Raw genomic sequence first — 25,676 nt, forward strand, 5'->3', positions numbered from 1 at the left:
CATCTTGCTCGGTCTTGCTTGTGGTCGCATGTTCGCTCAGCCGTCAAGCAGGCGGCAATCTATTGTTTGAAGAACAGTCCAGGCTTGGAGAGATATTATGTCGCAAGCATACCTTTGGAGCATGACTTTGGGGCTGTTGGTTGGGCTGACGGCTGGATGTGGCTCGACCAATGATGCCAGCACCCTCCATGTCTCAAGTATTGATGCGCAAACATTGGAGAAGATCGAGCAGCATCCCGAATTCATCGATGCGGCTGCTCTCCTTGTAGCTGAAGGCGCTCGGCTAGACAGCGATTCGGTATATTCTACAAAAGGACCAGAGGGATTCTTTGTGGTCTTCCCTGTACTACAAGGAAAGCCTGACGGAGCGACCGAGCTCATCTATGAGGAAACGCAAGGCGGCGAATCAATGGTTTATTTCAATCGGCCAAAAAGCTCCGGGACTGATGTCAGCCATGATTTAGCGAGTGACAGCGTTCATGCTCAAGGAATCTTCGGCCGGTGTGGCGATTGGTCTCCATGGTACGCAATCGGCGGCCAGTACTGTGATAGTGCATTCTTCTGCTTTGGCAAGGGCCAGCTAGCGACGTACCAGGATTTTCGGAAGCAGCGGGAGTGCAAGCGTTCTACCCAAATTCGCAATAAGAGGGAGCATGACTGCGGGTGCTAACAGTTCCTTGCTCCGGCCTGTGGGGTAAGCATCGTCATCCTCCCTGCCTCGGCCTCTCTCCAGCCACAGGAGCTTGCCCGGCGATGGCCCGCGCGTGAGAGGCTTCACGCGCGGCCAGACGCTCGAAGCCTGTTATTGGATCTTCTTGTACCAGGGACCGAGCGGGCCGGTGGTGGTCGCGAACTCACCCACCTCGCCCCAGGCGCCCGCGTAGTCCTTCCACGGCTGATCCTGGAGTTCCTGCACGTCATGGGTGATGACCCATTCCACACCGCCATCGCGCGTCTCGTCGGTGCCGCCGGTGTGGAAGTTGCCCACGGTGGGGTAGAGCGCGTGGGTGCCCTTGGCGACATACACCACGAGAACCTGGATGTTGCCATCGACATACGTCTGCAGCGAGGAGACGGGATGGAAGGTCCGCTCGCCATGCGCGCTCAGCGACGCGCCGGTGATGAGCCCGTTGTCGGTGTGGACGATGATGTCTTCCCAGTCTCCCTGATGGGAGAAGCTGATGAGGTGGGTGGACTCGTTGTAGCCGTAGAAGAGCCAGTACTGCTGGCGTCCGTCCTGCGTGCGGTAGCGGAACGAGGGCACCTGCCCGGTGGGTGAGGCGTTGCCCTGGGGATGACCCTCGGGCTGCAGGAAGACGTTCCAATCACTGCCGGAGTTGGAGTCCCGGGGGCGGCGGTTGGTTCCATCCGGGTTGATCGTGTAGCTGTTGATGAAGCTCACGGGGATGTCGAAGTAGTCCCAGGACTTGTCGTTCCCGGTGATCCACGAGCCACTGGACTTGTTGTAGCCCTGATCCGTGCCCCACCCCTTGTGGTGGCGGAAGCGGGACGCGCGGATGAAGTCGAGCGGGGCCATGGGGAAGAACGTTTCCTGGGGGTGCAGCTTCACGATGATGCGGAAGGCATCGGGCGCAGGCGGCAGGGCCACCCGCAGGGTGCCGCTGCGGTAGTAGGAGTTCTTGTTCTCGTCGCCCTGGTGCATGCGGCCGGTCATGACCCGCCGCGAGTCGGTGGTGAACCAGATGGAGCCGGACTCCTTGATGCCGCCGGAGGTGGTGACATCGATGACCTCGGTGGGCAGTCCGTTGAGCGTGACGCGGCCGGTGAGATAGCGCGTGTTGCCATTCTCGTCACCGCTGTGCTGGCGGCCGATCAACACCGTGCCCTGGGGCGCATCGAACCAGATGCCGGAGGACTCCTTGATCCAATTGCTCCATTCGAGCGTCTGGACCGCGATGGTGCCCGGGACAGGCTGGTTGTATTCGTTGACCGCCTGGAGCGTGGCGTATTGATAGACGGTCTGTCCATTCTCATCCCCGCCATGCCAGCGGCCCGTCAGCACGGTGTTCGCCGGGGCGATGAACGTGCTGCTGCTCTCCTTGCTGGCGGCCGAGCTGTAGCGGTACTGGGGGACGAGGTAGAGGGTCTGCGCCGCGACGGCGCTGGAGACCAGACTCACGCTCGTGAACAGCAAGGCGAGGAGGCTCTTGAAATGGGAGGGTCTCATGCGATTTCCAACGGGGGCGTGGAGCGGTATGTGGACAGCTGAACCCTTATAACTGGATTCCAGGTTATCCGGGGAGCTGGCATGACGTGTCGGAACGGGCCCCAGCCTGGGTGCCACGGGAGGTTCATATGGAGCTGAAAGACAAAGTCGTCCTTGTGACGGGGGCCAGCGGGTTCGTGGGGACGTACGTCGCCCGGGGCTTGCGCGAGCAGGGGGTCCGGGTTCGCGCGCTGGTGCGGCGCCCCGAGGCTCGGGCGGAACTGGAGCGGTTCGGCGTGGAGGTGGTGCTGGGAGATCTGACGGACGCGCGCTCCGTGGAGGCCGCCGTGCGCGGCACCCAGGCCCTCGTGCACTGCGCGGTGCAGCCCACGGCGGATGTCTCCGAGGCCCGGCGGGTGAACGTGGAGGGCACGCGCACGCTCGCCCAGGCCGCGCTCGCCACCGGCTGCGAACGCTTCGTGCACGTCTCCACCGTCGCCGTCTACCCTCTGCGCGACCGGGAGGGCGTCGTGGACGAGTCCCTGCCCCTGGCGGATGACAAGGATGCCTACTCCATCACCAAGATCGAGGCGGAGCGCGAGGTGGAGGCGGTGGCGGCCCGGGGCCTGCGCACGGTCATCCTCCGCCCGCCGGTCATCCTCGGCGTGCACCCCAGCTCCTTCTGGGGGACCCAGGTGCCCAAGAACATCGCGGCCGGACAGTTCGCGCAGGTGGACGAGGGCCGGCGCCCCCTCACCTATGTCCACGTCCTCAGCCTGGTGGATGCGGTGATTCGCGCCCTGCGCGTCGATGAGGCCGTGGGCCAGACGTTCAACATCTCCGACGGGCACACGCCCTGGCATCGCTACACGGACCTCTTCAAGACCCGCCCGCTGCCCTCCGTTTCGCCGGCGCAGCTCCCCGCGTTCATGAGCTTCCGGGGGACGCTCTCGACCGAGAAGGCCCAGCGCGTGCTGGGCTGGAAGCCCCGGGACACCTTCGACCCGGTCATGGCCGAGGTGGTTCGCGCCCTGCCGAAGCCGTAGGCCGCGCGCCCTCAGATGCGGTGCACGGAGATCATGTTGGTGCTGCCCGGCTCGTTGAGGGGCACGCCAGCCACGATGACCACGGGAGTGCCACTGGGGCACAGGCCCTCCTCGCGGCACAGCCGGCGCACCTGCCGCAGCATCGCATCCGTGGACTGCAAGCGGCCCACCCGCAGCGGCGTCACGCCCCAGTAGAGCGCCATGCGGTTGACCGTCTCCGGGTTGGGCGTCAGCGCCACCACCCGCGCTCCCGGCCGGAACTCGGAGATGAGCTGCGCGGTGCGGCCACGCTCGGTGTACGCCACGATGGTGCCGATGCGCATCTGCTCGGCCGCGGCCACCGCCGCCGCCGCCACGCCCGTGGAGATGTCGTCCCGGGCGTGCTCGAAGGGCACGTCCCGGGCGACCCGCTCCGAGCCCATTTCGATCTCCTCCACGATGCGCGCCATGGTGGACACCGCCTCCACCGGGAACTTCCCCGCCGCCGTCTCGCCCGAGAGCATCACCGCGTCCGCCCCGTCCAGGATGGCGTTGGCCACGTCCGACACCTCGGCGCGCGTGGGCCGCGCGTTGGTGATCATGCTCTCCAGCATCTCCGTGGCCACGATGGTCAGCCCGCCCAGGCGGTTGACCAGGCGCACCATCTGCTTCTGCATCGAGGGCAGCTTCTCCAGCGGCATCTCCACGCCCAGGTCCCCGCGCGCCACCATGATGCCGTCCGCCGCGCGGGCGATGGCGTCCAGGTTGTCCACCGCCTGGGGCTTTTCAATCTTCGCGATGAGCGGCGTGCCCGGGACCACGAGCGCGCGCGCCCGCTCGATGTCGTCCGCCGTGCGCACGAAGGACAGCGCCACGTAGTCCACGCCCAGTTCCTGTCCGAAGGCCAGGTCCTCCCTGTCCTTGGCGGTGATCGTGGGCACCGACACGTGCGCCCCCGGCAGGTTGAGGCCCTTGTGATCCTTGAGCACGCCTCCCTGCTCCACGGTACACGTCACGTCCTGGCCCGACACCGAGTCCACCCGCAGGCGCACCCGCCCATCATCCAGGAGGATGGGGTGGCCCGGCTCCACGTCCCGGGGCAGCGAGCGGATGGGCGTGGGGATGAGGTGGCCCTGTCCGAGCACCTTGCGCGTCGTCACCACCACCTGCTCGCCCGCCTTCACCTCCAGGCGGCCTCCCTCGAAGCGGCCGAGGCGGATCTTCGGCCCCTGCACGTCCTGGAGGATGGCCACGGGCACGCCCAGCCGGCTCGACGCCCGCCGGATGCGCTGGACCCGGCGCCGGTGCTCCTCGGGCGTGCCGTGGGAGAAGTTGAGCCGCGCCACGTTCATGCCCGCCCGGATGAGCGCCTCGATGACGAGCGCCGAATCCGAGGACGGCCCCAGGGTGCAGATGATCTTCGCCTTTCGCATGGGCGACCATCCTAGGCGCCGGGGGGTGCCTTGACAGTTTCGCGGCCCCGGGAATAAATGTTGCTCACGCGCGGGCGCAAGCAACGGTGTTGGCGCGGACCGTGGTGTTGTTTTTTCGTCGTTCTCGTTGCGAGAAAACCTGGCGTCCCGGGAGGGGGGGCCAGGTTTTCATCGTCTTGCTCCAGCACAACCCGAGTCGGGTCGGTTTCTCTATCCTAGAGGCTGATCTCGTCCAGGCGGCCCGGCTCCGGCTTCATGCCGGGATGCGGGGATATTGGGCTCTGGTGTGGGTTGAGGCCATGCGGCGTGAAGGGAAGGGGATCCTTCATGTCCGGTTCACCGCTGCCACCCACACCCGGGCCGTCGCCGCCACGCAGCGAGTCGATCTCCTCGCGGCTGATGCCCGCCTCGTCCAGCACCTTGCGCGTCACCCGGATGCGCGCCCGGCCATCCAGCGCCATGGCGATGGAATCCGAGGGGCGGGCGTCCAGGGTCATCTTGCGCGCCCCCTGTTCGAGGAAGACGCGGCCCACGTAGATGTCGTCCTTGAGGTCATCGATGCGGACCTCGGTCACCTTGGCGCCCAGCTCCACCACCATCGAGCCGAGGAGATCCTGCGACAGGGGCTGGGGCGAGCGCAGGTGAGCGAGCCGGAAGGCGATGGCCACCGCGGCCGACTCGTCCACGAAGATGGGCAGCACCATGGCGCCATCCGGGGTGGTGAGCACCACGGCGTGGGTCTTCGCCTCGACGAGCGGGATGACGTCCCGCACCTCCAGCTCCACCAACTCCTTGCAAGCGGAAGGATTACCTCCTTCCTTGGGTTGACAGACCGGGTTGGCCGCGGCGGCGGCCTTGGGTGAAGGAGCGGGACCAAAGCCCGGCAGCAGCAGAGCGCCCAGGGTGAGCAGCGCGGCGGAGAGCGGACCCAGCAGGAACGTGGCGGCAGGAATGGGCGTTTTCACCCTTCAAACCTGCACATGTATGATGGGGCGGGGAGGGCCCGGGAACGTGCCCGCTTGCCCTCCAGTCAGGCGCCCCGAGAGCCCCCCTTCATCCGCCGGGGGGCGCTGGACAGGCGAGCCTCAGCGCTCGTCCTCGCCCTCGTCGTAATCCTCGTCGTCGGACTCCTCGTCCTCGTCCTCGTCGAAGTCGAGTTCCTCGTCGTCGGACTCCTCGTCCTCGTCGGACTCCTCGTCGTCGTCGAGTTCGTCCTCGAGGTCCTCGGTCTCCAGGGCGAGGGAAACGGCGAAGCGCTTGCTCAACGCGGCCACCTGGGTCCGCATCTCGGAGAGCGCCGCGACGAAGTCCTCCTGGATGTTCGTCGGGGACTTCTGGCCGCAATGGGGACACACCAGCTTCTCCGTCCCCTCGATGAGATCCTGAGCGGCCAGCTCGAAGGTGCCCTCGCACTTCTGGCAGGTGAGATCGATCGTCATGTTCGAGGCGCGGAATATCCATGGGGATGTGAACTGTCAACGCCCGTGGCACGCACCGTATGGCTTTCCGTGACCCCGGAAACGTCGAGAGGGCCGAGGCGGAGAATCCGGAAGGACTCTCTCTCCTCGACCCTCTGGGAACACGCGCGGGGGGCGTGGGCTACTTCTGGCTGCGCTCGCTCATGGGCACGTAGTCGCGGCGCTTGGAGCCCGTGTACACCTGACGCGGACGGGCGATCTTCTGCTCGGGATCCTTCACCATCTCCTCCCACTGGGTCACCCAACCCACGGTGCGCGGAATGGCGAAGAGCACGGGGAACATCTCCACCGGGAAGCCCATGGCCTCGTAGATGAGGCCCGAGTAGAAGTCCACGTTCGGGTAGAGCTTGCGCTTGACGAAGTACTCGTCCTGCAGGGCGATGCGCTCGAGCTCCAGGGCGATCTCCAGCAGCGGGTTCTTGCCGGTGATCTCGAAGACCTCGTCCGCCACGCGCTTGATGACCTTGGCGCGCGGATCGTAGGACTTGTAGACGCGGTGGCCGAAGCCCATGAGCTTGGAGCCGCCCTCGCCGCCCTTCACCTGCTTGATGAACTCCGGCACCTTGGAGACGTGGCCGATCTCACGCAGCATGCGCAGCACGGCCTCGTTGGCGCCGCCGTGCAGCGGGCCGTAGAGCGCCGCGATGCCCGAGGCGACCGCGCTGAAGGGATCCACCTCGGAGGAGCCCACGGTGCGCACGGACGTGGTGGAGCAGTTCTGCTCGTGGTCGGCGTGGAGGATGAAGAGGACGTCGAGCGCCTTCTCCAGGGTGGGGTGCACCTTGTAGGTGGTGGTGCCGATCTTGCGGACCATCGCCAGGAAGTTGCCCACGTAGGACAGATCGTTGTCCGGGTAGACGTAGGGCAGGCCCATGCTGTGGCGGTAGGAGAAGGCGGCCAGCGTCGGCATCTTGGCGATGAGCCGGGTCATCTGGATGCGGCGGCTGCGCTCGTCCTTGGTGTGCTTGGCGTCCGGGTAGAAGCCCGAGAGCGCAGCCACCGTGGAGGACAGCATGGACATGGGGTGCGCGTCGTAGCGGAACCCGTCCATGAACGTCTTGATGTTCTCGTGCACGTAGGTGTGGTGCGTGACGAGGTACTTGAACTCCTCGATCTGCTTCTCGTTGGGCAGCTCGCCGTTGAGCAGCAGGTAGGCGACTTCGAGGAAGGAGGAGCGCTCCGCGAGCTGCTCGATGGGGTAGCCCCGGTACTCGAGGATGCCCTTGTCACCGTCGATGAAGGTGATGGCGCTCTTGCAGTTGGCCGTATTCAGGAACGCTGGGTCATACCCCATCAGCCCGAAGTCATCGTCTGAGACCTTGATCTGCCTGAGGCCGTGGGTCCGAATGCATCCGTTCTCGATCGGGAGCTCGTACGTCTTCCCGGTCCGGTTGTCCGTGATGGTCAGCGTATCCTTTGGCATGGGAGGACTTTTCACAGGCGGCGGAGAGCTTTCAACAAAAAAGAGCGGCGCCCGGAGAGGCCGCGTTTCCCTCCGGGCACCCGTGGTCTCAGGTGAGCCGGGCTCCCGTGAGTTCCAGCTGCCGCCAGAAGCCGGGGAAGCTCTTCTCCACGCACTCGGGGCCGGTGAGCGTCAGGGCCGCTCCCGAGAGGGCGGCGAGCGTCGCGGACACCATGGCCATGCGGTGGTCTCCCCGGCTGTCCATGGCGAAGTGGCGGGGGGGCGTGGGGGGCGGGTGGATGGTGAGCGTCTCGCCCTCCAGAACCGTCTTCCCGCCAACAGCCTCCACCAGCGTGCGGATGCCTTCCAGCCGGTCGCTCTCCTTGACCCGCAGGATGCCCACGTCGGTGAGCGTGGAGGAACGTGGCAGCACGCACGCGAGCGCGGCCAGGGTGGGCAGCAGGTCCGGGCATTCCTTGCCCGAGGCCACGAGACCGTCACGGGCCTCGCCCACCAGGCGCAGGGTGGCGTTGGGACCGGGCTCGGCGCGCAGTCCCGCGCGCTCCACCAGCCGCACCAGCGCCTGATCCGGGTGCGCGCTGCCGAGGTCCGCGCGCTCCACGCTCCCGCCCGTGCGCCAGGCGAGCAGCAGCAGGTAGCCGAGCGAGGACCAGTCCCCCGGCATGGCCGGGGTGCGCTCGGGGGCGCGGTAGTCCGCCACCTCGAAGCGTCCGTCCCGCTCCTCCACCGTGAAGCCGAAGCGGCGCAGCCAGGACACGGTCAGCTCCAGGTAGCCCGCGCTGGTGAGCGTGCCGGTGATCTCCACGCGCCAGGGCCGGCGCTCGCGCAGGAACAGCGCCGCGCAGCCGAGCAGCAGACTGGAGGCGTACTGGCTGCTCTGATCTCCGGGCACGCGGAAGACGGGCTCGCCGGTGCGCTCGGGGGCGCGGATCTCCACGGGCCACGGCTTGCCCTCGGTGAGCACGAGCCCCGAGCCCCCGAGCGCCTCGCGCAGGGACTCGAAGAGCGGGCCATGGGGCCGCTCGCCCAGGCGGGGCGTGCCGGTGAGGCGCACGTGGGCGCCGGGCGTCACTGCGGCCTGGGTGACGAGGATGCGGAAGGGCGCGCCGCCGTCCGCGCAGTCCACGTCCCGCACGGTGCCGGGCGGCAGGCGCAGGGCCTCGACGCCCCGGCGCAGCACGCGCACGTCCGCGGGGAGGAAGTGCTCGGGCTCGCGCTGGATCTCCGGCAGGGGCCAGGCTCCCGTGAGGTGCGCGAGCACCAGCGCCCGCTGGGCGTCCGACTTGGAGATGGGCGGCGTGAGGACGGCGGGGGTGAGCCGGCTCGGATCGACGTGCAGCCGGGTCTGAGATGAACTCGTCATGGGCGGACTCCCTTGGTCCAGGCGGGCCAGAGCGCGCGCCACTCGGGCGCGGAGACGTCGCGTACCTCGGCGACGCCAATGTCGGTGAGCAACACCATGCGCAGCTCTCCCGCCGCGCCGGACTTCTTGTCCGCGGCCAGCAGAGCGTCGATGTCCTCGAGCGCCGCGCGCTTGAACAGCGCCGCCGCGCGCTTGCGGCCGAGCACCCCCGGCCCCTTCTCCAGCGCCGTCTCCACGCGCGTGGCCACCTTGTCGGGCGTCACGCCCACGGCGCGCCCCACGTCGAGCGCGCACAACATGCCCAGGCCCACCGCGTCCCCGTGCGACAGCTTGAAGTGCGACACGCTCTCGAGCACGTGGCCGAAGGTGTGGCCGAAGTTGAGCACCCGCCGCAGGCCCTGCTGCTCGTACGGATCCTGCGAGCACACGGTTTCCTTGAGGCGCCGCGCGTCCTTCACCAGGCGCTCCAGCGAGGGAGGCCGGCGCGTGTAGCCCTGGAAGAGCTGGGCGTCGAGGCTCGCCACCATCTTCCACGCCTCGAGCGCGCCCTCGCGCCGCTGCGTGTCCGAGAGGCTCTCGAAGAGCTCCGGACACAGCCACGTCTCCTCGGCGTAGTGGAAGACGCCCACGGGGTTCTTCACCACGCGGCCATTCACGGTGACGTCCACCGCGCCCTTGCCGCCGAGGCTGCTGTCCACCGCCGCGAGCAGCGTGGTGGGCACCTGCACCAGCCGCACGCCCCGCTTGAGCAGGTGCGCGGCCATGGTGCACACGTCGCCGATGGTTCCCCCGCCGATGGCCACGAGCGTGCCCGAGCGCGGCAGCATGAGGCCCGCGGAGAGCACCTGCTCCAGGGACTCGAAGGACTTGGCCCGCTCGCCTCCGATGAGTTGGAGGATGGCGTGGGGGCGGCGCGCCTGGAGCGCGCCCAGGAGGGTGGGGTGCAGCTTCGCCACGCGCTTGTCCACGACGACGAGGCTGCCCTCGGGCAGGGTGGCGCTCACGCGCGAGAAGGCGCCCCAGCGATCATTCGCGGGGCGGTAGGCGCCGGGGGGAAGATGGGTATAGGCGCCAGGAGGAAGAGAGGTCATGTCGAGTGGGGCCAGGCGTTGTACTGCAGGGCGAGATCGGCCAGGACGAGCGACACCATGGCCTCGAGGACGGGGACGGCGCGGGGCATGATGCAGGGATCATGGCGTCCGCCCTTCGCATGGTCCGCGAGCGTGGCGGGGGGCTTGAAGTAGACGCGCAGGAACAGGGGCTCGCCGTTGGTGAGGCCTCCCTGGATGCCGCCGTAGGTGTCCTTGCGCGCGTGGAACTGGAGGCCGGGCTGCGCGATGCGCTCGAGCAGATCCGGCGGCCCCCAGACGACGCCGGTGACGGCGCCCACGCTGCCCAGCGCCTGCGCGAGCAGCGCCTTGATCTTGCCGAAGATGGGCTCGCCCAGGCCCACGGGCAGGCCCTCGACGCGCACGTCGATGCTGCCGCCCAGGCTGTCTCCCGCCTCCTTGGCGACGAGGATGCGCCGCGACATCTCCTCGCGCACCACCGGATCCGGACAGCGCGTGGGGTGCGCGTCCACCTGGGCGCGCGTGAGGCCCAGCTCCGGCACCGCGCTCACCAGGTCTCCCACCTGCGACACCCACGCCACCGTGGACACCTTCGGGAACTGCCGCTCGAGGTACGCCTCGGCGATGGTGCCACCGATGACCCGGCAGAGCGTCTCGCGGCCACTGGTGCGTCCACCGCCGCGGTGATCCCGGTGCTTGAAGCGCTCGCGCCACACGGCATCCGCGTGGCCGGGGCGATCCTCCGCCTTGAGCTTGTCGTAGTCCCCCGAGCGCTGGTTGGTGTTGCGCACGATGGCCGCGATGGGCGTGCCGAGCGTCTTGCCCTCGAAGACGCCGGAGAGGATCTCCACCTGATCCGGCTCGGAGCGGGCGGTGGTGATGGTGGACTGGCCGGGCCGGCGGCGATCGAGCGCGGCCTGGATGCGCGCCGTCTCCAGGGGCACGCCCGCGGGACAGCCGTCGATGATGGAGCCCAGGGCCGGGCCGTGGCTCTCACCGAAGGTGGTGAGGCGGAACAAGGTACCAAAGGTATTCATGTGGCGGTCTCCCAGAGGGCTCGCTGCCGGCGGGCCTGGGCAATGAACCACGCCGCGCCGAGGAGCAGGGGAACTCCCCCGCGGCGGGTGATCTCGGTGGCGATGCGACGGGCCGGGGCGCCGTAGGCGATGACGGCGACGCGGGCTCCCTCGAAGCGCAGGGTCTCCGGGGGGGTGATGCGATCCGGCCACGTCCAGATGCCCGTGCCCTTGAGGGGCTCGGAGATGGAGGCGCGGCGCAGGAAGCGCAGGTGGTCGCGCTCGGAGGCGGCGGCGCGCAACGCGGCACCCACCCCTCCATCTCCGAGCACGAAGAGCTCCCCCCCACCGAGCCGCTCGAGCACCGTGCGGGCGCCCTCGGTGTCGGTGTTGAAGGACTCCCAATGGTCCCCGCGGCGCACGAGCGTGTTGACGGCGTCGATGGACGCGCCGGTGTGCCGGGCGAGGCGCGGCTTGAAGGGACTGGTGATGGCGAAGCCCCGGTAGTGGGGCAGCAGCGCGTCCACGAGCGCCTCGACGGGGGCGTCCTCGGCCAGGTCGATGCGATCGAAGGGCTGGGGGTGGATGCGGGGCGAGCGCGAATGGGTGATGGACGTGCCGAGGATGCCCAGCCGTCCCTCGCGAGCGGAGGCACGGGCCTCGCGCACCGCGTCCGCGAGCAGCCGCTGTCCCGGCGCCGCCTTCCAGTCGCCCCCGATGGCCACGTACTCGAGCAGGTTGCGCCGGGAGAGCACCGCGCGCACGGGAAGCGCGACCGGTCCCATCGTGAGCACCGTCACCCGCTCCGCGCCGAAGCGCTCGCCCAGCCGCGCCTGGGTCTCGAGCAGCACGGCGATCCGCGCCGCGGAGGGCTCGCCGAGCGGCTCGACATGCTTCACCAGGGCCCCGTCCGGCAGGGGCCCCTCCCACAGGCGCAGCGCCTCGTCGGTGCTCAGGGGACGATCGGCGTGGTGCGAGGCGAGCAGCTTGCCCGCCGGAGCGTCCAGCGCGCTCGCGTGGACCACGTCGCGATCCACCCAGCGCGCGGCGGCCACCCACGCGGGCGGCAGGGGCACTCCGCGCTCGGACACGAGCAGCTCCAGGATGCGCGCGAGGGCCGCGGCATCCACCGTGTCGGCCGGGTGCAGATCCGTGCGCACCTCCAACATGTCCGCGCCCTGGCTCCGGGCGTCGGTGGCGAAGCGCAGGGCGTCGGGGCCTCGCAGGACCGGGGGCAGGGTGACGACGAGGCGCGCGGACTTCATCAAGGATTCTCCGGGTCGGCGAAGGCTCGCAGGAACGCGGCGATGCCCACCGTGGGCACACGGGCGTGCAGCAGCTCGCGCTGCTGGTAGATGGCGCTCAACTCCTCCTCGAGGCTCACGCCCGGGCTGAGCCGCGGCCGGCGCGTGTCCTTGAGCAGGCGCTCGCGGTAGGTCTCGAAGGTGATGGGCACCAGCAGGATGTGGCAGTCCCGCAGGGCCTCCGGATGGTGGGACAGGAAGCCGCCCCCCACCGCCACGAGCCCTCCGGCCGGCAGGGACAGGAACAGGTCGCGCTCGGCCCGGCGGAAGCCGTCGGTGTCCGTGACCACCCAGTCGCGCAGCGCGCGGCCCGAGCGATTCTCCAACTCGACGTCCAGATCCATCCCGGGCCTGCCGGTCAGCGAGCTCACGAGGGGCAGCAGCCGCGTCTTGCCCGCGGCCCGGTGTCCGCCGATCACGATCGTCTTCGACGCGGGAGGCGGCGTGCCGGGCACGAGCCGGGCGAACTCCTCGCGGATCGCGTCGGACAGCCTCGGGTCCACGGACCCGAGGATTCTTTCGATGAGGTGTTTCCGCTGCTCAGCGGACGGTTCCGACATAGACGTAGGATGTCCCGAACGTCAGGGGATGGGCCACTCTTTCCTTATAGCCGCCGGACTGCTCCATGAGGGCCAGGAATCTGTCGCCCGCCGGGAAAGCGGCGGAGGTGCGTGGCAGGTACTCGTAGGCGGCCCGGTTGCCGGTGAGCAGCCCGCCCACGCGCGGCATGACGACCTTGCTGTAGAAGCGGAACAGGGCGCCGAAGAAGCCCGTGGGCTGGCCGAATTCCAGCACCACCACCCGGCCTCCGGGGCGTACCACCCGGGCCATCTCGCTCAGGCACTTCACCGGATCATCCACGTTGCGGATGCCAAAGGCGATGGAGGCCACGTCGAAGCTGTTGTCCGCGAAGGGCAGGGCCATGGCGTCGGCGACCTGGAACTCCACGCGCAGCCCCTCGCGCTCGGCCTTGGCCGGAGCGCTGTCCAGCATCTCCTTGCAGAAGTCGGTGCCCATCACGCGCCCCGCCTCGCCCACCTGGCGCTTGAAGGCCAGCGCCAGGTCTCCGGTGCCGGTGGCGCAGTCGAGCACGGCATCCCCGGGCTTCGCGCCACTCAGGCGCACCGCCTTGCGCCGCCACAGGCGGTGGATGCCGAGGGACAACACCTCGTTCGTCACGTCATAACGCGTGGCGATGGAGGAGAACATCTGACGTACTTCGGTGCTCATTCGAGCCCTCGCCTGGGGAGAGGCACCCGCGTGCACCGCCGGGTCGCCCGTGGAGTTCACGTTGTTTTGAACCCCGTATTGCTTGTATAGCCCAACGCGCGGACAGGACAACAAGAGGTTGTGGTGCGCGCGGTGGCGCGGGACGGTGGCGGGACGCATGAGGACGGCTGATGACGACACTCGGATCCACTGACGCGAGCCGTTGGGTGGCGGGGTGGATCCCCCTGCCCGCGGTGGATCCGCTCGCCGGAGCGGAAGCGTTCGGAGAGCCGTCCGTGTACTGGGAGCGGCCGCTCGGGCGCGAGGCGGCGGCGGGCTGGGGCGAGGCGGGCGTGAGGGAGGCCACGAGCGCGGCGCGGGCCCAGGCGGTGTTGAAGGAGCTGTCGGCGCCGGACTCGGTGCGCTGGCTGGAGGCGCCGCCCGCGGAGTTTCCCGGGCCCTGGTTCGGAGGCATGCGCTTCTCGGCGGGCGGGCAGGACGCGGGGTGGAGTCCGTTCGGCTTCGGCCGGTGGACGCTGCCCGAGACGTTGGTGTGGCGCACGGAGACGGGGCTCGCGTTGGCCATCTTCGCGCCCGAGGGGCCCGGCGCCGAGGATCGGGTGCGCTCGCGGTTGTCGCGCATGGGCTCGGTTTTTCCCTCCAGCTACCGGCATCCGCGGGGCGCGCCCCAGACGCTGCGCGTGTCCTCGCCGCGGCCGGACTTCGAGGCGCGGGTGGAGCGCGCGGTGGAGGCCATCCGCGCGGGCAACCTGCTCAAGGTGGTGCTGGCGCGGGCGGTGGAGGTGGAGGCCGAGCACGACTTCGACCGGGTGGACACGCTGGCGCGGCTGCGCGAGCAGAACCCGCGCTGTGCCACCTTCCTCTTCCAGGCCCCGGACGGCACCGCCTTCCTGGGGGCCACGCCGGAGACGCTCTGCCGGCTGGAGGGCCACCAACTGGAGACAGAGGCGCTCGCTGGCTCCGCCGCTCCCGCGCGTTCCGGGGAGCTGGAGTCGAGCGACAAGGATCAGCGGGAACACCATGCGGTGGTGCGCTACATCCTCGAGACGCTCGAGCCCCTGGCCGAGCGGGTCGATGTGGACCGGGAGCCCACGTTGCTGCCCTTGAAGAACGTGGTGCACCTGCGCACGGGCATCCGCGCCACGCTGCGCGAGGGGGTGGGGGTGGCCGAGCTGGTGTCTGCCCTGCAACCCACACCCGCGGTGGGCGGCACGCCCCGGGTGCCCGCCCTGGAGTTCATCGCCGCGCACGAGTCGCTGGACCGGGGCTGGTACGCGGGGCCGGTTGGTTGGGTGGGTCCCGGGCGGGCCCACCAGGTGGTCGCGCTGCGCTCGGCCCGGGTGAAGGCCCGCCAGGCTCGGCTTTTCGTGGGGGCTGGTATCGTGGCGGGTTCGCGCGCCGAGGCGGAGTGGCACGAGACGGAGATGAAGGGACTGGCGATGCTGCGGGCGCTCGGAGGCGGACATGTTTGACGCCCACGTGAATCAACTCTGGGCCCGGGCCCTCGTGGAGGAGCTGGTGCGGGGCGGGGTGAGGCACGCCGTGGTGTGCCCGGGCTCGCGCTCCTCTCCGCTGGCGCACGCGTGCGCCACGGCCGAGGGCCTGCGCACCTGGTCCGTCATCGACGAGCGCAGCGCGGGCTTCTTCGCGTTGGGCATGGCCAAGCAGTCGCGCGTGCCGGTGGTGCTGGTGGCCACGAGCGGCACGGCGGGCGCGCACTTCTATCCGGCGATCATCGAGGCCTTCATGTCGCAGGTGCCGCTGGTGGTGCTCACCGCGGACCGGCCCCTGGAGTTGCAGGGTTGGGGAGCGCCCCAGACGGTGCCCCAGGCGCGCATGTTCGGGGAGTTCTCCCGGCTGTTCGCGGACGTGGGCCTGCCGGAGTCGGAGGACGTGGCGCTCGTGCACCTGCGCGCCACGGTGGCCCGGGCGGTGGGCATGGCCCAGCGCGCGCCCCGGGGCGCGGTGCACCTCAACGTGCCGTTTCGCGAGCCCCTGGCGCCCGTGCCCGGTGATTCCGGCGCGACGCATCTGTCCACGCTCGCCCGGGAGGGGCGGCCGGGCGCTCCCCTCACGCGCATCAGCCCGCCGGTGCGCCAGCCGGATCCGCTGACGCTGGCGGCGGTGCGCGCGCGCGTGGCCGCCACCGAGCGGGGCGTCATCGTCTGCGGCCCCCGGGACGAGAACGACGGCTTCGCGGAGGCCATCGCCTCGCTGGCCGAGGCCACGGGCTACCCGGTGCTGGCCGAGGCCACGTCGCAGGCCCGCTATGGCGGGGGGCCCCTCACGCTGTCGCTCTACGACGCGATGTTGCGGCACGAGTCCTTCGCCCGCGAGCACCGGCCGGAGCTGGTGCTGCGCTTTGGCGGCGGGCTCACGCCCAAGGCGCCCCAGGCCTGGCTCGACAGCTCGGGCGCGGAGGTGGTGCTCTTCAGTGACGAGGGCGCGCTGTTCGATCCCTCGCACCGCGCCTCGCGCGTGGTGGAGGGCTCGGCGGTGGCGGCGTGCGAGGCGCTCGGCAAGGGGCTGTCGAGGGGCCTGGGCCCGTGGGCACGCGGCTTCTTGTGGGCCGAGCAGTGGTGCCGGGCGGCGCTGGAGTCGGCCTTCTCGGAGGACGCGACGCTCACGGAGATGCGGCTCGCCCATGACGTGGTGGCGGTGCTGCCGGACGGGGCGAACCTCTTCGTGTCCAGCAGCATGCCCATCCGGGACGTGGACGCGTTCGCGCCCGCGTCGGGACGGAGTCTGCGCGTGCTGGCCAACCGGGGCGCCAATGGCATCGACGGCATCGTCTCGAGCGCGCTCGGGATGGCGGCGGCCTCGGGGCGGCCCACGGTGTTGCTCACGGGGGACCTGGCCCTGCTGCACGACATGGGCGGCCTGCTGCTGGCGCGCCGCAACGGCGTGCCCCTGACGGTGGTGGTGGTGAACAACGATGGGGGAGGCATCTTCTCCTTCCTGCCCATCGCCCAGGCCGAGGGCGCGCGCGCGCACTACGAGGCCCTGTGGGGCACGCCCCACGGCATGGACTTCGCGCACGCCGCCGCGCTCTACCAGGCGCGCTACCGGCGGGTGGAGTCGCCCGCGGCGCTGCGCTCGGCGGTGGCCGAGGGGCTCAAGGGCGGGTTGAACCTCATCGAGGTCCAGGTGAGGGATCGCGCGAGGAACGTGGAGTCGCACCGGCAGCTGTTCGCGAGGATGGCCGCCGCACTGGGAGAGGGCCCATGGCTCTGAAGCTGGCGTATGAGACGTGGGGAGAGGGGGCGCACCCCCTTCTCCTCGTGCACGGGTTCACGGGGAACCGCACGTCGTTCGATCACCTGCGTTCCTCGTGGAGCCCGCACGTCAAGGCCATCGTGGTGGAGCTGCCGGGGCACGGGCAGACGCCGCTGCCCACGCGCCCCGGACGCGAGGGCTTCCTGGAGACGCTCGACGCGCTCTACGCGGTGCTCGACGAGCTGAACGTGGCGCGGACCAACCTGCTGGGCTACTCGCAGGGGGCGCGCTTCGCCCTGGCGGCGGTGATGCGCCGGCCCGAGCGCTTCACCCGGCTCATCATGGAGAGCGGCTCGCCGGGGCTGCACCGCCGGCAGCACCGCACGGAGCGGCGGGTGAAGGACAGCGAGCTGGCGCTCTTCCTGCGGCAGAAGGGGCTCACGGCGTTCATGGACTATTGGGAGTCGCTGCCGCTGTTCGCGGGGTTGCAGCGCCTGCCCGAGGAGATGCGCGCGGCCCTGCGGGCCCGGCGGCTGGCGAACACGGCCGAGGGGCTGGCCGGGGCGCTGGAGTGTCTGGGCCTGGGGGTGCAGCCGGACTACTGGCCGGAGCTGCAGCGCCAGCGGCTGCCCACGCTGCTGCTCACGGGCGCGCTGGACGAGAAGTTCACCCTGACGGCGCGGCGGATGGCGGAGGAGCTGCCGGTGGTCTACCGCCGCGCGTTCGAGGGCTGCACCCACGCGCCGCACCTGGAAGTGCCCGAGGAGTTCGCCCAGGAGGTGCTCTCCTTCATCCGCACGCCCTGGTACGAGTCCCCCGAGTTCGAGAGCGCCGGGGCCGATGCGAGCCCGGCGCCGGTCGCCACCGTGGATCCCTCCCTGCCCAAGAAGTCCCAGCCCACCCCATGAACGCGATTGCTCCGGCGGTGCAGGTGCCTCGCCCCACCTTGAAGACGTGGTTGATGGCCGCCCGGCCCAAGACGCTCACGGCGGCGCTGGTGCCGGTGATGGTGGGCACGGCGCTCGCGTATGGACTGGGCGTGGGCCGGTGGATGCCCGCGCTGGCGGCGCTCGTGGGCTCGATGTTCATCCAGGTGGGCACCAACCTGACGAACGACTACTTCGACTTCAAGAAGGGCGCGGACACGGCGGAGCGGGTGGGGCCCCAGCGGGTGACGCAGAGCGGACTCATCGCTCCGGGCACGGTGCTGGCGAGCGCGCTCGCGTGCTTCGGGCTGGCGGTGCTCACGGGCATCTACCTGGTGGTGGTGGGCGGCTGGCCCATCGTGGCCATCGGGGTGGCGTCGGTGCTGGCGGGCTACTCGTACACGGGCGGCCCGTTTCCCCTGGCCTACCACGGGCTCGGCGACGTGTTCGTCTTCGTGTTCTTCGGGCTGGTGGCGGTGCCGGGCACCTTCTACGTGCAGGCGCTGACGGTGACGCCGGCGGCGTGGTGGGCGGCCATTCCGGTGGGGGCGATCGGCACGGCCCTGCTGGTGGTCAACAACCTGCGCGATGCGGCCACGGACGTGAAGGCGGGCAAGCGCACCCTGGTGGTGCGCCTGGGCCTGCGCGCGGGACGGGCCGAGTACGTGGCGCTGCTGGCGCTCGCCTTCGTCACGCCCCTGGCGATGTGGAGCCTGGGCCTGTCGAGTCCGTGGGTGATGCTCGCGTGGCTGAGCGCGCCCCTGGCGGTGCCGCTGCTCAAGCTCGTGCTCGGGCAGGAGGGCGCGCCGCTCAACCCCGCCCTGGGTGGGACGGCGAGACTCCAGCTCGTGTTCGGGCTGTTGTTCTCGGTGGGGCTGTTCCTGAGGTAGGCGCGATGCGCATCGTGGAAGCGAGCCTCGAGCGGTTGCGCCTGGAGATGGTGCGGCCGCTGAGGACGGCGGCGGGCGTCTACGCGGCCCGCGAGGGCTTCGTGGTGCGGCTGGTGGACGACGCGGGGCGGGTGGGGTGGGGCGAGGCGATGCCCCTGGCGGAGTTCGGGACGGAGACGCCGGAGGCGTGCGAGCGGGTGTTGACCGCGCTGCTCCCGGAGTTGCGAGACGCGGCGGGCCCGCCTCTCCCAGGGCCCTGGGCGGAAGGCGGCGAGGAGCACTTCCCCGCGAATCACCCCGCGGCCCGGCACGCACTGGAGCAGGCGTGTCTGGATCTCCTGGCGCAACGGCGGGGGCTTCCCCTGTGCCAGCTCCTGTCGTCCGGGGCGCGCGCGGAGGTCCACGTCAACGCGCTGCTGGGCGCCGCGTCCCCCGAGGAGCTGGCGCACGAGACGCGGCGGGCGGTGGCCGAGGGGTATGAAACGCTGAAGCTCAAGGTGGCGGGCCGCCCGGTGGAGGAGGACGCCACGCGGTTGTCGGCGGTGCGCGGTGCGGCGGGGGCGGCGCGGGTGCGGATCGACGCGAATGGCGGGTGGACGGAGCCGGAGGCGGAGCACGCGTTGGAGGTGTTGGGCTCGCAGGGCCTCGAGCTGTGCGAGCAGCCCGTGGCGGCCGAGGCGCTCGAGGCCCTGTGCCGGCTGGCCGCGCGGGCGCCGTGTCCCCTGGCGGCGGATGAGTCCCTGGCGCTGCCCGGGGCCGCCCGGAAGCTGCTGACGTCCACGCCCACGGTGCGCCTGCTCGTGTTCAAGCCCATGGTGCTGGGAGGCCTGTTGCCCACGCTCGCCCTGGCGCGCGAGGCGGCCCGCCAGGGCGTGGACGCCTATGTGACGAGCTCGCTCGATGGGGTGATCGCCCGGGCGGGCGCCGCGCATCTGGCGGCGGCGTTGCCGTCGGGGCGATATGCCTCGGGGCTCGGCGTGGGGCACCTGTTCCAGAACGAGCCGGACCGCCACCCATTCCGCCCGATCCGAGGCCGCATCCTGTTGCCGCGGACACCGGGCCAGGGAGTGCATTCATGAAGGGCTCATGTCCCATCCGGGCCGGCGCGCGGACGCGTCCGGACGCGTTGGCGCTCACGTTCGCGGGCCGGCACTGGACGTACGCGGAGATGGACGCCGAGGTGGGCCGGTGGGTGGCCGCGCTCCGGGCTCGCGGCGTGGGGCCGGGAGATCGCGTGGGGGTGTTGTCGACGAACCACGTGGCGCTGGTGCATCTCTTCCTCGCGCTCGGCCGGGTGGGGGCGGTGCTGGCCCCCTTCAACGCGCGGCTCACGTCGGCGGAACTGCGGCCCCTCGTCGAGGACGTGGCTCCCCGGCTCCTCCTGGCGCTCGAGCCGCTCCGGGCCCGCCTCCCGGACGCCGAGCCCCTGGAGTCCTTCGCGGACGCGGTGGGCGAACCTTCGCCCGAGTGCGTCGACCTGGACGACACGTCGCCCCGGGTCATCCTCTTCACCTCGGGCACCACGGGCCGGCCCAAGGGCGCGGTGATCACCGAGGGCAACTTCCGGGCGTCCGCGCGCTGCTCCGCGGCGAACCTGGGTGCGCACCCGGCGCCGCGCTGGCTGGGCACGCTGCCGCTCTTCCACGTGGGGGGCCTCGCGATGCTCACGCGCACCGCCTACGACGGGGGCTGTCTGGTGCTGCGCGAGCGCTTCGCGGTGGACGACACCAACCGGGCACTCGACGAGGAGGGCGTCACCCACGCGAGCTTCGTGGCCACGACGTTGGAGCAGGTGCTGGAGGCGCGCGGGGACAGGCCGGTGCCCGCTTCGTTCCGGTATTCGCTGATTGGCGGAGGACCCGTGCCAGCGCCCCTGCTCGCGCGGGCGAGGGCGGCCGGACTCGGGCCCCTGCAGACGTATGGGCTGACGGAGGCCTGCTCCCAGGTGGCCACCGAGCGTCCGGACGAGGCGGATGGGCACACGGCGGGCCGGGCGCTGCCGGGGCTGGAGCTGCGTGTCGTGGGGCCCTCGGGTGAGCCCCTCGGGGTGGGCGAGGAGGGGGACATCGAGGTGCGCGGTCCCACGGTGATGGCCGGCTACCTGAACCGGCCCGAGGCCACGCGCGAGACGCTGCGGGATGGCTGGCTGCGCACGAAGGACGTGGGCCGGCTGGACGCGCGGGGGCGGCTCACGGTGCTGTCGCGGCGCACGGATCTGATCCTCCGGGGAGGCGAGAACATCTACCCGGCCGAGGTGGAGAAGGTCCTGGCCGACCATCCGGCGGTGCGGGAGGTGGCGGTGGTGGGCGTGCCGGACACGCGCTGGGGCGAGGTGCCGGTGGCCTTCGTGGTGGTGCGCGCGGGCGCCGGGCTGCCCGAGGAGCTCGGCACGTGGTGCCGCGGTTCGCTGGCGGGCTTCAAGGTCCCCGCGCGCTTCCTCTCCATCGACGCCCTGCCACGCAACGCCATGGGTAAGGTGGAGCGCACGGTGCTGCGCGAGCGGGCGCGGGAGGCGTGAGTCACGCCGTGTCGTGCTGCTCCTCATCCGACATGAGCCAGCGCCGCGCCTCCTGCTCGTCCTGGAAGCGGCGCATCATGCGGTACATGCCGCTGGCGCGCGCGATGCGATTGAGCTGGAGCGCGGTGAGCTCGCTGTCGACGAGCTGGGCGAGCCGCCGCATGCCCGCCTCGATGGCGGTCTGTTGCCCCTGACGGAGGATCTCGGCGGCCTCGGGGGAGGCGGCCTTGAGCAGGCGCATGTCGGACAGCACCCGGATGTAGCGGCCCTGAGCGGTCAGCGTCTGGGTCGCCGCGAGCGACTCGGCGATGAACTGCCGCATCTCGTCCTCGCGGATGATGCCCTCCAGCTGCAACTCCACGAGTGCTTGGGCTTCATCGACGCGAATCCGGAACAAGGATTCATCTCCTCTTGAGCAGGGGGGCGGAAGTGGACTTGTACCTGGACTCGTGCTCGCGGACCAGGAAGAGCAAGGGAGGCGGCGGGCGCGAGGGTGGGGGGACCCAGGGCCCGTTTCGGCGGGATTTTGGCTGGTCCCGGGGGGTTGTGGCTAGACTTCGACCCACGGGAGAGCTCAACTCGCTTGGATCAGCCAACCCTCAACAAGTTGCTCACGGTGGGCGTGCAGAACGGCGCCTCGGATATCCATTTCCGGCCGGGTGACCCTCCCATCTACCGGGTCAACGGGGTCCTGCGGCCCTTGAAGATGGAGAAGCTCCACCCGGATCATACCCGCCAGGTGGCGCTCCACGTCATCTCCGACCCGCTCACCAAGACGCAGCTCGACAGCCTGCAGGAGTACGACACCTCGTACGGCCTGCCGGGCGTGGCGCGCTTTCGCGTGAACATCTACCGCCAGCGCGGCACCATCGCCTGCATCCTGCGCATCATCCCGGACGAAATCCCCACCATCGACGGACTGGGGCTGCCGCAGGTGCTCAAGACGATCGCCGGCAATGAGCAGGGGCTGGTGCTCGTCACCGGTGCCGCCGGCTCGGGCAAGAGCTCCACGCTCGCGGCGATGCTCGATCACATCAACCGCACGGAGAACCTGCACATCCTCACCATCGAGGATCCGATCGAGTTCATCCACAAGAACGTCAAGTCCTCCATCTCCCAGCGGGAGATCGGCCCGGACACGGAGAACTTCGCCATCGGGCTGCGCGCCGCGCTGAGGCAGGATCCGGACGTCATCCTCGTGGGCGACATGCGCGACATGGAGACGGTGGACATCGCGCTCAAGGCCTCGGAGACGGGCCGGCTGGTGTTCACCTCCATGCACACGATGGACGCGCCGCGCACCATCAACCGTCTGGTGTCGGTGTTCCCCGCCGAGGAGCAGGCGATGGTGCGCATGCGCCTGGCGGACAGCCTCAAGGCGATCATCTCCCAGCGGCTGTTGCCCCGAGCGGATGGCAAGGGGCGCACCGTGGCGCAGGAGATCCTCGTGCAGACGCCGCAGGTGGAGCAGTTCATCCGCGAGGATCGCGCCCACGAGCTCAAGGAGGTCATCGAGCATGGGGGCGAGCCGTTCGGGATGCAGACCTTCGAGCAGCACCTCAGCCAGCTCTACCAGCAGACGGCCATCACCCTGGAGACGGCCATGAGCGCGGCCCCCCGGCCGGACGAACTGCAGCGCGTGCTCGACTCCGCCTGAGCCCGGGCCCCTACGTCCAGGCCACGGAGTAGGTGCAGCGGGTGGCGCCCTGGTTGCGGCACATCGCGGGCTCCAGGTGCGCCAGCGTGGCCGAGGGCTCATGGAGCCGCGCGAAGGCCAGCAGCAACCCCTCGTCGAAGGCACACGGGTAGGGGCCGGTGCACTCGCAGAGGATCTGCTTGTGGCGGGGGAAGGAGCGCGCCCGGTAGTGGCCGATGCCGTCCTGGAGCTGGCCCGTGTGCTCGGAGAACATCGGCTGGCCGTTGACGGCATGGTTGAGGTGGTACGTCACGTCCAGGTGCTGGAACGCGGAGCGGACGTCGATGCCGGCGGGCATGGCCCGGGCGAACCTCGGGAGCGAGGCCCCCACCTGCCGCAAGGCCACTTCTCCGAAGTCCTTGCGGATCCGCTCGAGCACCCGGAGATGGGCCGTGAGCGGGTACCACGCTTCCGACTCGAACTGGACCAGCCCGTCGGGCCCCGTGGTCCCGATGCTCTCCTCCAGCATGAACCGGCTGGCGAGCCGCCAGAATGAACCGAGCCCCGAGCTGACGATGCTCATGTTCTGGCCCAGGCACTGGATGCGCTCGTCGGTGATGTATCGGCTCATGGTGTCGAAGGGTTCCGACCCGGAGGGTCCGCTCGTTCCGGCGGAAGCGCGTTCCGCTGAGAGCTGAAGGGTACTCTAGGTGTAGATTTCCATCGAGTGCGGGTTTCCCTTCACCAGGTGTCCGCATGAATTCACTCCTGGACGGTGGACGGAAGTCCAGGGCCCCTGCTGGGCGATGGAAGGGGACGGGAGGCATGCACTACAACCCGGGGAATGAGCGGCAGCCGGACCGGCAGTTCATCCACGGAAGGGGCCACGGCTCAGGAGCCGGGGCCCGAGGGCTTCGTCCCCGACGCGCAGGAGCGGGGCGTGCGGCACGCCTATGGGGAGATCGCCGAGGCCTATGAGGCCTTCTTTCCCTCGCTCCAGCGCTACGAGGGGCGGGTGGAGCGCTTCCTCGCGGAGACAGTGACTCCGGGGGCGAGGGTGCTCGACATGGGGTGTGGGCCGGGGCTGCTCACGCGGGCTTTGCCGCCGGACGTGGAGGTGGTGGGCCTGGATCTCTCGCCGGAGATGCTGGAGGTGGCGCGGCGGGGCCGGCCTCATGGGACGTACCGGCCGCACAGCTACCGGGAGCCGATCACCGGGGAGGAGGGCCGCTTCGGGGTGGCCCTGGCGGTGGGGTGCCTGGACTTCTGCGAGGACCTGCCCCGGACCCTGGGCCACCTGGCGAGGGCGCTGGCCCCGGGGGGGAGGCTGCTCTTCACGGTGCTGGAGCGCCGGCCGGGGCTCGAGGCCCACGAGGAGGCGAGCTGGCGGCTGCCGGAGGCGGATCCCCCGGTGACCCTGTATTTCTGGTCTTTTGCCTTCGTGGCCCGGGCCCTGGAGGAGGTGGGACTGGTGCCCCTGCGCTACCAGCACGCGCCGGGTTGGCTGCGACTCATGGACGAGCGGGTGATGCACTTCGGGTGGTGGGAGGTGGCGCGGACTGGCTCCGATAAGTCAGGACGTTCGGCGGGCAGCCAAACTCCTTGACGCCAGGGGCCAGAGGCGCAAAGCATCCGCCGCCCTTAAGTCCCCCTCATTTCCTCATCATCAGGAGCTTCGTCCATGGCGCCTCCGAGCGGCGAGAAGATCACCCTGCAGAACGGCAAGCTGACCGTGCCGAACAACCCCATCGTCCCCTACATCGAGGGTGACGGCACCGGCCGCGACATCTGGCGCGCCTCGCAGAACGTCTTCGACGCGGCGGTGGAGAAGGCCTACGGCGGCAAGAAGAAGATCTCCTGGTTCGAGGTGCTCGCCGGCGAGAAGGCCTTCAAGACGGTCAACAACTGGCTGCCCGACGAGACCGTGACGGCGTTTCGCGAGTACCTGGTGGGCATCAAGGGCCCGCTGACGACGCCGGTGGGCGGCGGCATCCGCTCGCTCAACGTGGCGCTGCGCCAGCTGCTCGACCTGTACGTGTGCCTGCGCCCCGTGCGCTACTTCAAGGGCGTGCCCAGCCCCGTGAAGACCCCCGAGAAGGTCGACATGGTCATCTTCCGGGAGAACACCGAGGACATCTACGCGGGCATCGAGTTCGAGGCGGGCTCGGCCCAGGCCGCCAAGGTGCTGGAGATCCTCAAGAAGGAGTTCCCCAAGGAGTTCGGCAAGATCCGCTTCCCCCAGGACGTGGGTCTGGGCGTCAAGCCCGTGTCGAAGGAAGGCACCGAGCGCCTCATCCGCGCCGCCATCGAGTACGCCCTGGTGGAGAAGCGCAAGAGCGTCACCTTCGTGCACAAGGGCAACATCATGAAGTTCACCGAGGGCGCCTTCCGCAAGTGGGGCTACGAGCTCGCGGCGCGCGAGTACGGTGACAAGGTCTACACGTGGGATCAGTGGGAGGCCACCAAGGCCGCCAAGAACGAGGAGGCCGCCAACGCCGAGCAGAAGGCGGCGCTCGCCTCGGGCAAGATCCTCATCAAGGACTCCATCGCGGACATCACCCTGCAGCAGGTGCTCACGCGTCCGGACGAGTTCGACGTCATCGCCACGCTCAACCTCAACGGTGACTACCTGTCCGACGCGCTCGCCGCGCAGGTGGGCGGCATCGGCATCGCGCCGGGCGGCAACATCAACTACCTGACCGGCCACGCCGTGTTCGAGGCCACCCACGGCACCGCGCCCAAGTACGCGGACCTGGACAAGGTGAACCCGGGCTCGGTCATCCTCTCGGGCGAGATGATGCTGCGCCACATGGGCTGGAACGAGGCGGCCGACCTCATCATCAAGGGCATGGACAAGGCCATCGGCAGCAAGACCGTCACCTACGACTTCGCCCGCCTGATGAACCAGGAGAAGCAGAGCGGCGTGACCGAGGTGAAGTGCTCGGAGTTCGGCCAGGCCATCATCAAGAACATGTAGTCGT

At 69.9% G+C, this 25,676-nt stretch carries 24 protein-coding genes; 11 read left to right on the top strand and 13 right to left on the bottom strand.

Annotated elements, in window-relative coordinates:
- The first annotated feature begins 97 nt into the window (after positions 1-97).
- Positions 98-670 (top strand): hypothetical protein, encoded by a 573-nt coding sequence (locus F0U63_RS22010; RefSeq protein WP_395847875.1) that lies wholly within the window; start codon positions 98-100, stop codon positions 668-670.
- A 132-nt stretch (positions 671-802) separates the two neighbouring features.
- On the opposite strand, the gene F0U63_RS22015 is transcribed toward F0U63_RS22010, so the two are convergent.
- A complete protein-coding gene (locus F0U63_RS22015) occupies positions 803-2,188 on the bottom strand; it encodes a hypothetical protein (RefSeq protein WP_395847876.1) in 1,386 nt (461 codons plus the stop codon).
- 128 nt (positions 2,189-2,316) lie between these two features.
- On the opposite strand from F0U63_RS22015, the gene F0U63_RS22020 reads away from it, so the two are divergent.
- Positions 2,317-3,213: an NAD-dependent epimerase/dehydratase family protein gene (locus F0U63_RS22020; RefSeq protein WP_395847877.1), complete on the top strand. Its 897-nt coding sequence runs from the start codon at positions 2,317-2,319 to the stop codon at positions 3,211-3,213.
- 11 nt (positions 3,214-3,224) lie between these two features.
- Here F0U63_RS22020 and pyk read toward each other — a convergent pair whose 3' ends face one another.
- The 10 genes from pyk to ubiE all read right to left on the bottom strand — a co-directional run bounded on the left by pyk (position 3,225) and on the right by ubiE (position 13,509).
- Positions 3,225-4,625 (bottom strand): pyruvate kinase, encoded by a 1,401-nt coding sequence (pyk, locus tag F0U63_RS22025; RefSeq protein WP_395847878.1) that lies wholly within the window; start codon positions 4,623-4,625, stop codon positions 3,225-3,227.
- A 215-nt stretch (positions 4,626-4,840) separates the two neighbouring features.
- The gene (locus tag F0U63_RS22030; protein WP_395847879.1) at positions 4,841-5,590 is read right to left on the bottom strand and encodes a bifunctional nuclease family protein; all 750 of its coding nucleotides are present in this window, start codon (positions 5,588-5,590) and stop codon (positions 4,841-4,843) included.
- Positions 5,591-5,710: 120 nt separating this feature from the next.
- Positions 5,711-6,064, bottom strand: coding sequence for a hypothetical protein (locus F0U63_RS22035; protein WP_395847880.1), 354 nt, complete (start codon positions 6,062-6,064; stop codon positions 5,711-5,713).
- A gap of 160 nt (positions 6,065-6,224) precedes the next feature.
- A complete protein-coding gene (locus tag F0U63_RS22040; RefSeq protein WP_395847881.1) occupies positions 6,225-7,526 on the bottom strand; it encodes a citrate synthase in 1,302 nt (433 codons plus the stop codon).
- Between the two features lie 88 nt (positions 7,527-7,614).
- Positions 7,615-8,889: a 3-phosphoshikimate 1-carboxyvinyltransferase gene (locus tag F0U63_RS22045; RefSeq protein ID WP_395847882.1), complete on the bottom strand. Its 1,275-nt coding sequence runs from the start codon at positions 8,887-8,889 to the stop codon at positions 7,615-7,617.
- Positions 8,886-9,980, bottom strand: a complete 1,095-nt coding sequence (locus F0U63_RS22050; protein ID WP_395847883.1) for a 3-dehydroquinate synthase family protein — start codon at positions 9,978-9,980, stop codon at positions 8,886-8,888. The genes F0U63_RS22045 and F0U63_RS22050 overlap by 4 nt, the downstream gene beginning before the upstream one ends.
- On the bottom strand, positions 9,977-10,996 hold the full coding sequence (gene aroC / locus F0U63_RS22055) for a chorismate synthase (protein ID WP_395847884.1): 1,020 nt from the start codon (positions 10,994-10,996) through the stop codon (positions 9,977-9,979). The genes F0U63_RS22050 and aroC overlap by 4 nt, the downstream gene beginning before the upstream one ends.
- Positions 10,993-12,240 carry a shikimate dehydrogenase gene (locus tag F0U63_RS22060; RefSeq protein WP_395847885.1) on the bottom strand — a complete coding sequence of 416 codons (1,248 nt, stop codon included), beginning with the start codon at positions 12,238-12,240 and terminating at the stop codon, positions 10,993-10,995. The genes aroC and F0U63_RS22060 overlap by 4 nt, the downstream gene beginning before the upstream one ends.
- Positions 12,240-12,782 (bottom strand): shikimate kinase, encoded by a 543-nt coding sequence (locus tag F0U63_RS22065; protein ID WP_395847886.1) that lies wholly within the window; start codon positions 12,780-12,782, stop codon positions 12,240-12,242. Before F0U63_RS22065 ends, F0U63_RS22060 begins: the two co-directional genes overlap by 1 nt.
- A 37-nt stretch (positions 12,783-12,819) precedes the next feature.
- On the bottom strand, positions 12,820-13,509 hold the full coding sequence (gene ubiE, locus F0U63_RS22070; RefSeq protein WP_395847887.1) for a bifunctional demethylmenaquinone methyltransferase/2-methoxy-6-polyprenyl-1,4-benzoquinol methylase UbiE: 690 nt from the start codon (positions 13,507-13,509) through the stop codon (positions 12,820-12,822).
- 170 nt (positions 13,510-13,679) lie between these two features.
- Between ubiE and F0U63_RS22075 the strand changes: the two genes are divergently transcribed.
- Genes F0U63_RS22075 through menE form a run of 6 tightly spaced genes read left to right on the top strand, consistent with a single transcriptional unit; the run spans position 13,680 to position 21,059 of the window.
- Positions 13,680-14,981, top strand: a complete 1,302-nt coding sequence (locus tag F0U63_RS22075) for an isochorismate synthase MenF (protein ID WP_395847888.1) — start codon at positions 13,680-13,682, stop codon at positions 14,979-14,981.
- Positions 14,974-16,743, top strand: a complete 1,770-nt coding sequence (menD, locus tag F0U63_RS22080; protein ID WP_395847889.1) for a 2-succinyl-5-enolpyruvyl-6-hydroxy-3-cyclohexene-1-carboxylic-acid synthase — start codon at positions 14,974-14,976, stop codon at positions 16,741-16,743. Before F0U63_RS22075 ends, menD begins: the two co-directional genes overlap by 8 nt.
- A complete protein-coding gene (gene menH / locus F0U63_RS22085; RefSeq protein ID WP_395847890.1) occupies positions 16,734-17,633 on the top strand; it encodes a 2-succinyl-6-hydroxy-2,4-cyclohexadiene-1-carboxylate synthase in 900 nt (299 codons plus the stop codon). Before menD ends, menH begins: the two co-directional genes overlap by 10 nt.
- Positions 17,630-18,541, top strand: coding sequence for a 1,4-dihydroxy-2-naphthoate polyprenyltransferase (locus tag F0U63_RS22090; protein ID WP_395847891.1), 912 nt, complete (start codon positions 17,630-17,632; stop codon positions 18,539-18,541). Before menH ends, F0U63_RS22090 begins: the two co-directional genes overlap by 4 nt.
- A 5-nt stretch (positions 18,542-18,546) precedes the next feature.
- Complete coding sequence (gene menC / locus F0U63_RS22095) at positions 18,547-19,620, top strand: o-succinylbenzoate synthase (RefSeq protein WP_395847892.1); 1,074 nt, start codon at positions 18,547-18,549, stop codon at positions 19,618-19,620.
- Complete coding sequence (gene menE, locus F0U63_RS22100; protein ID WP_395847893.1) at positions 19,617-21,059, top strand: o-succinylbenzoate--CoA ligase; 1,443 nt, start codon at positions 19,617-19,619, stop codon at positions 21,057-21,059. Before menC ends, menE begins: the two co-directional genes overlap by 4 nt.
- 1 nt (position 21,060) lies before the next feature.
- On the opposite strand, the gene F0U63_RS22105 is transcribed toward menE, so the two are convergent.
- Entirely contained in the window at positions 21,061-21,456 is a 396-nt protein-coding gene (locus tag F0U63_RS22105; RefSeq protein WP_395847894.1) for an STAS/SEC14 domain-containing protein, read from the bottom strand.
- A 186-nt stretch (positions 21,457-21,642) separates the two neighbouring features.
- Between F0U63_RS22105 and F0U63_RS22110 the strand changes: the two genes are divergently transcribed.
- Positions 21,643-22,716: a type IV pilus twitching motility protein PilT gene (locus F0U63_RS22110; protein WP_395847895.1), complete on the top strand. Its 1,074-nt coding sequence runs from the start codon at positions 21,643-21,645 to the stop codon at positions 22,714-22,716.
- A gap of 10 nt (positions 22,717-22,726) precedes the next feature.
- Here the strand turns inward: F0U63_RS22110 and F0U63_RS22115 are convergent, their stop codons facing one another.
- On the bottom strand, positions 22,727-23,326 hold the full coding sequence (locus F0U63_RS22115; RefSeq protein ID WP_395847896.1) for a hypothetical protein: 600 nt from the start codon (positions 23,324-23,326) through the stop codon (positions 22,727-22,729).
- A 213-nt stretch (positions 23,327-23,539) separates the two neighbouring features.
- On the opposite strand from F0U63_RS22115, the gene F0U63_RS22120 reads away from it, so the two are divergent.
- Positions 23,540-24,301, top strand: a complete 762-nt coding sequence (locus F0U63_RS22120) for a class I SAM-dependent DNA methyltransferase (protein WP_395847897.1) — start codon at positions 23,540-23,542, stop codon at positions 24,299-24,301.
- 75 nt (positions 24,302-24,376) lie between these two features.
- Entirely contained in the window at positions 24,377-25,672 is a 1,296-nt protein-coding gene (gene icd / locus F0U63_RS22125) for an NADP-dependent isocitrate dehydrogenase (RefSeq protein WP_395847898.1), read from the top strand.
- Positions 25,673-25,676 lie beyond the last annotated feature (4 nt).

This window comes from Cystobacter fuscus (assembly GCF_044360685.1).
In the GTDB taxonomy this organism is placed as follows: Bacteria; Myxococcota; Myxococcia; order Myxococcales; family Myxococcaceae; genus Cystobacter; species Cystobacter fuscus_C.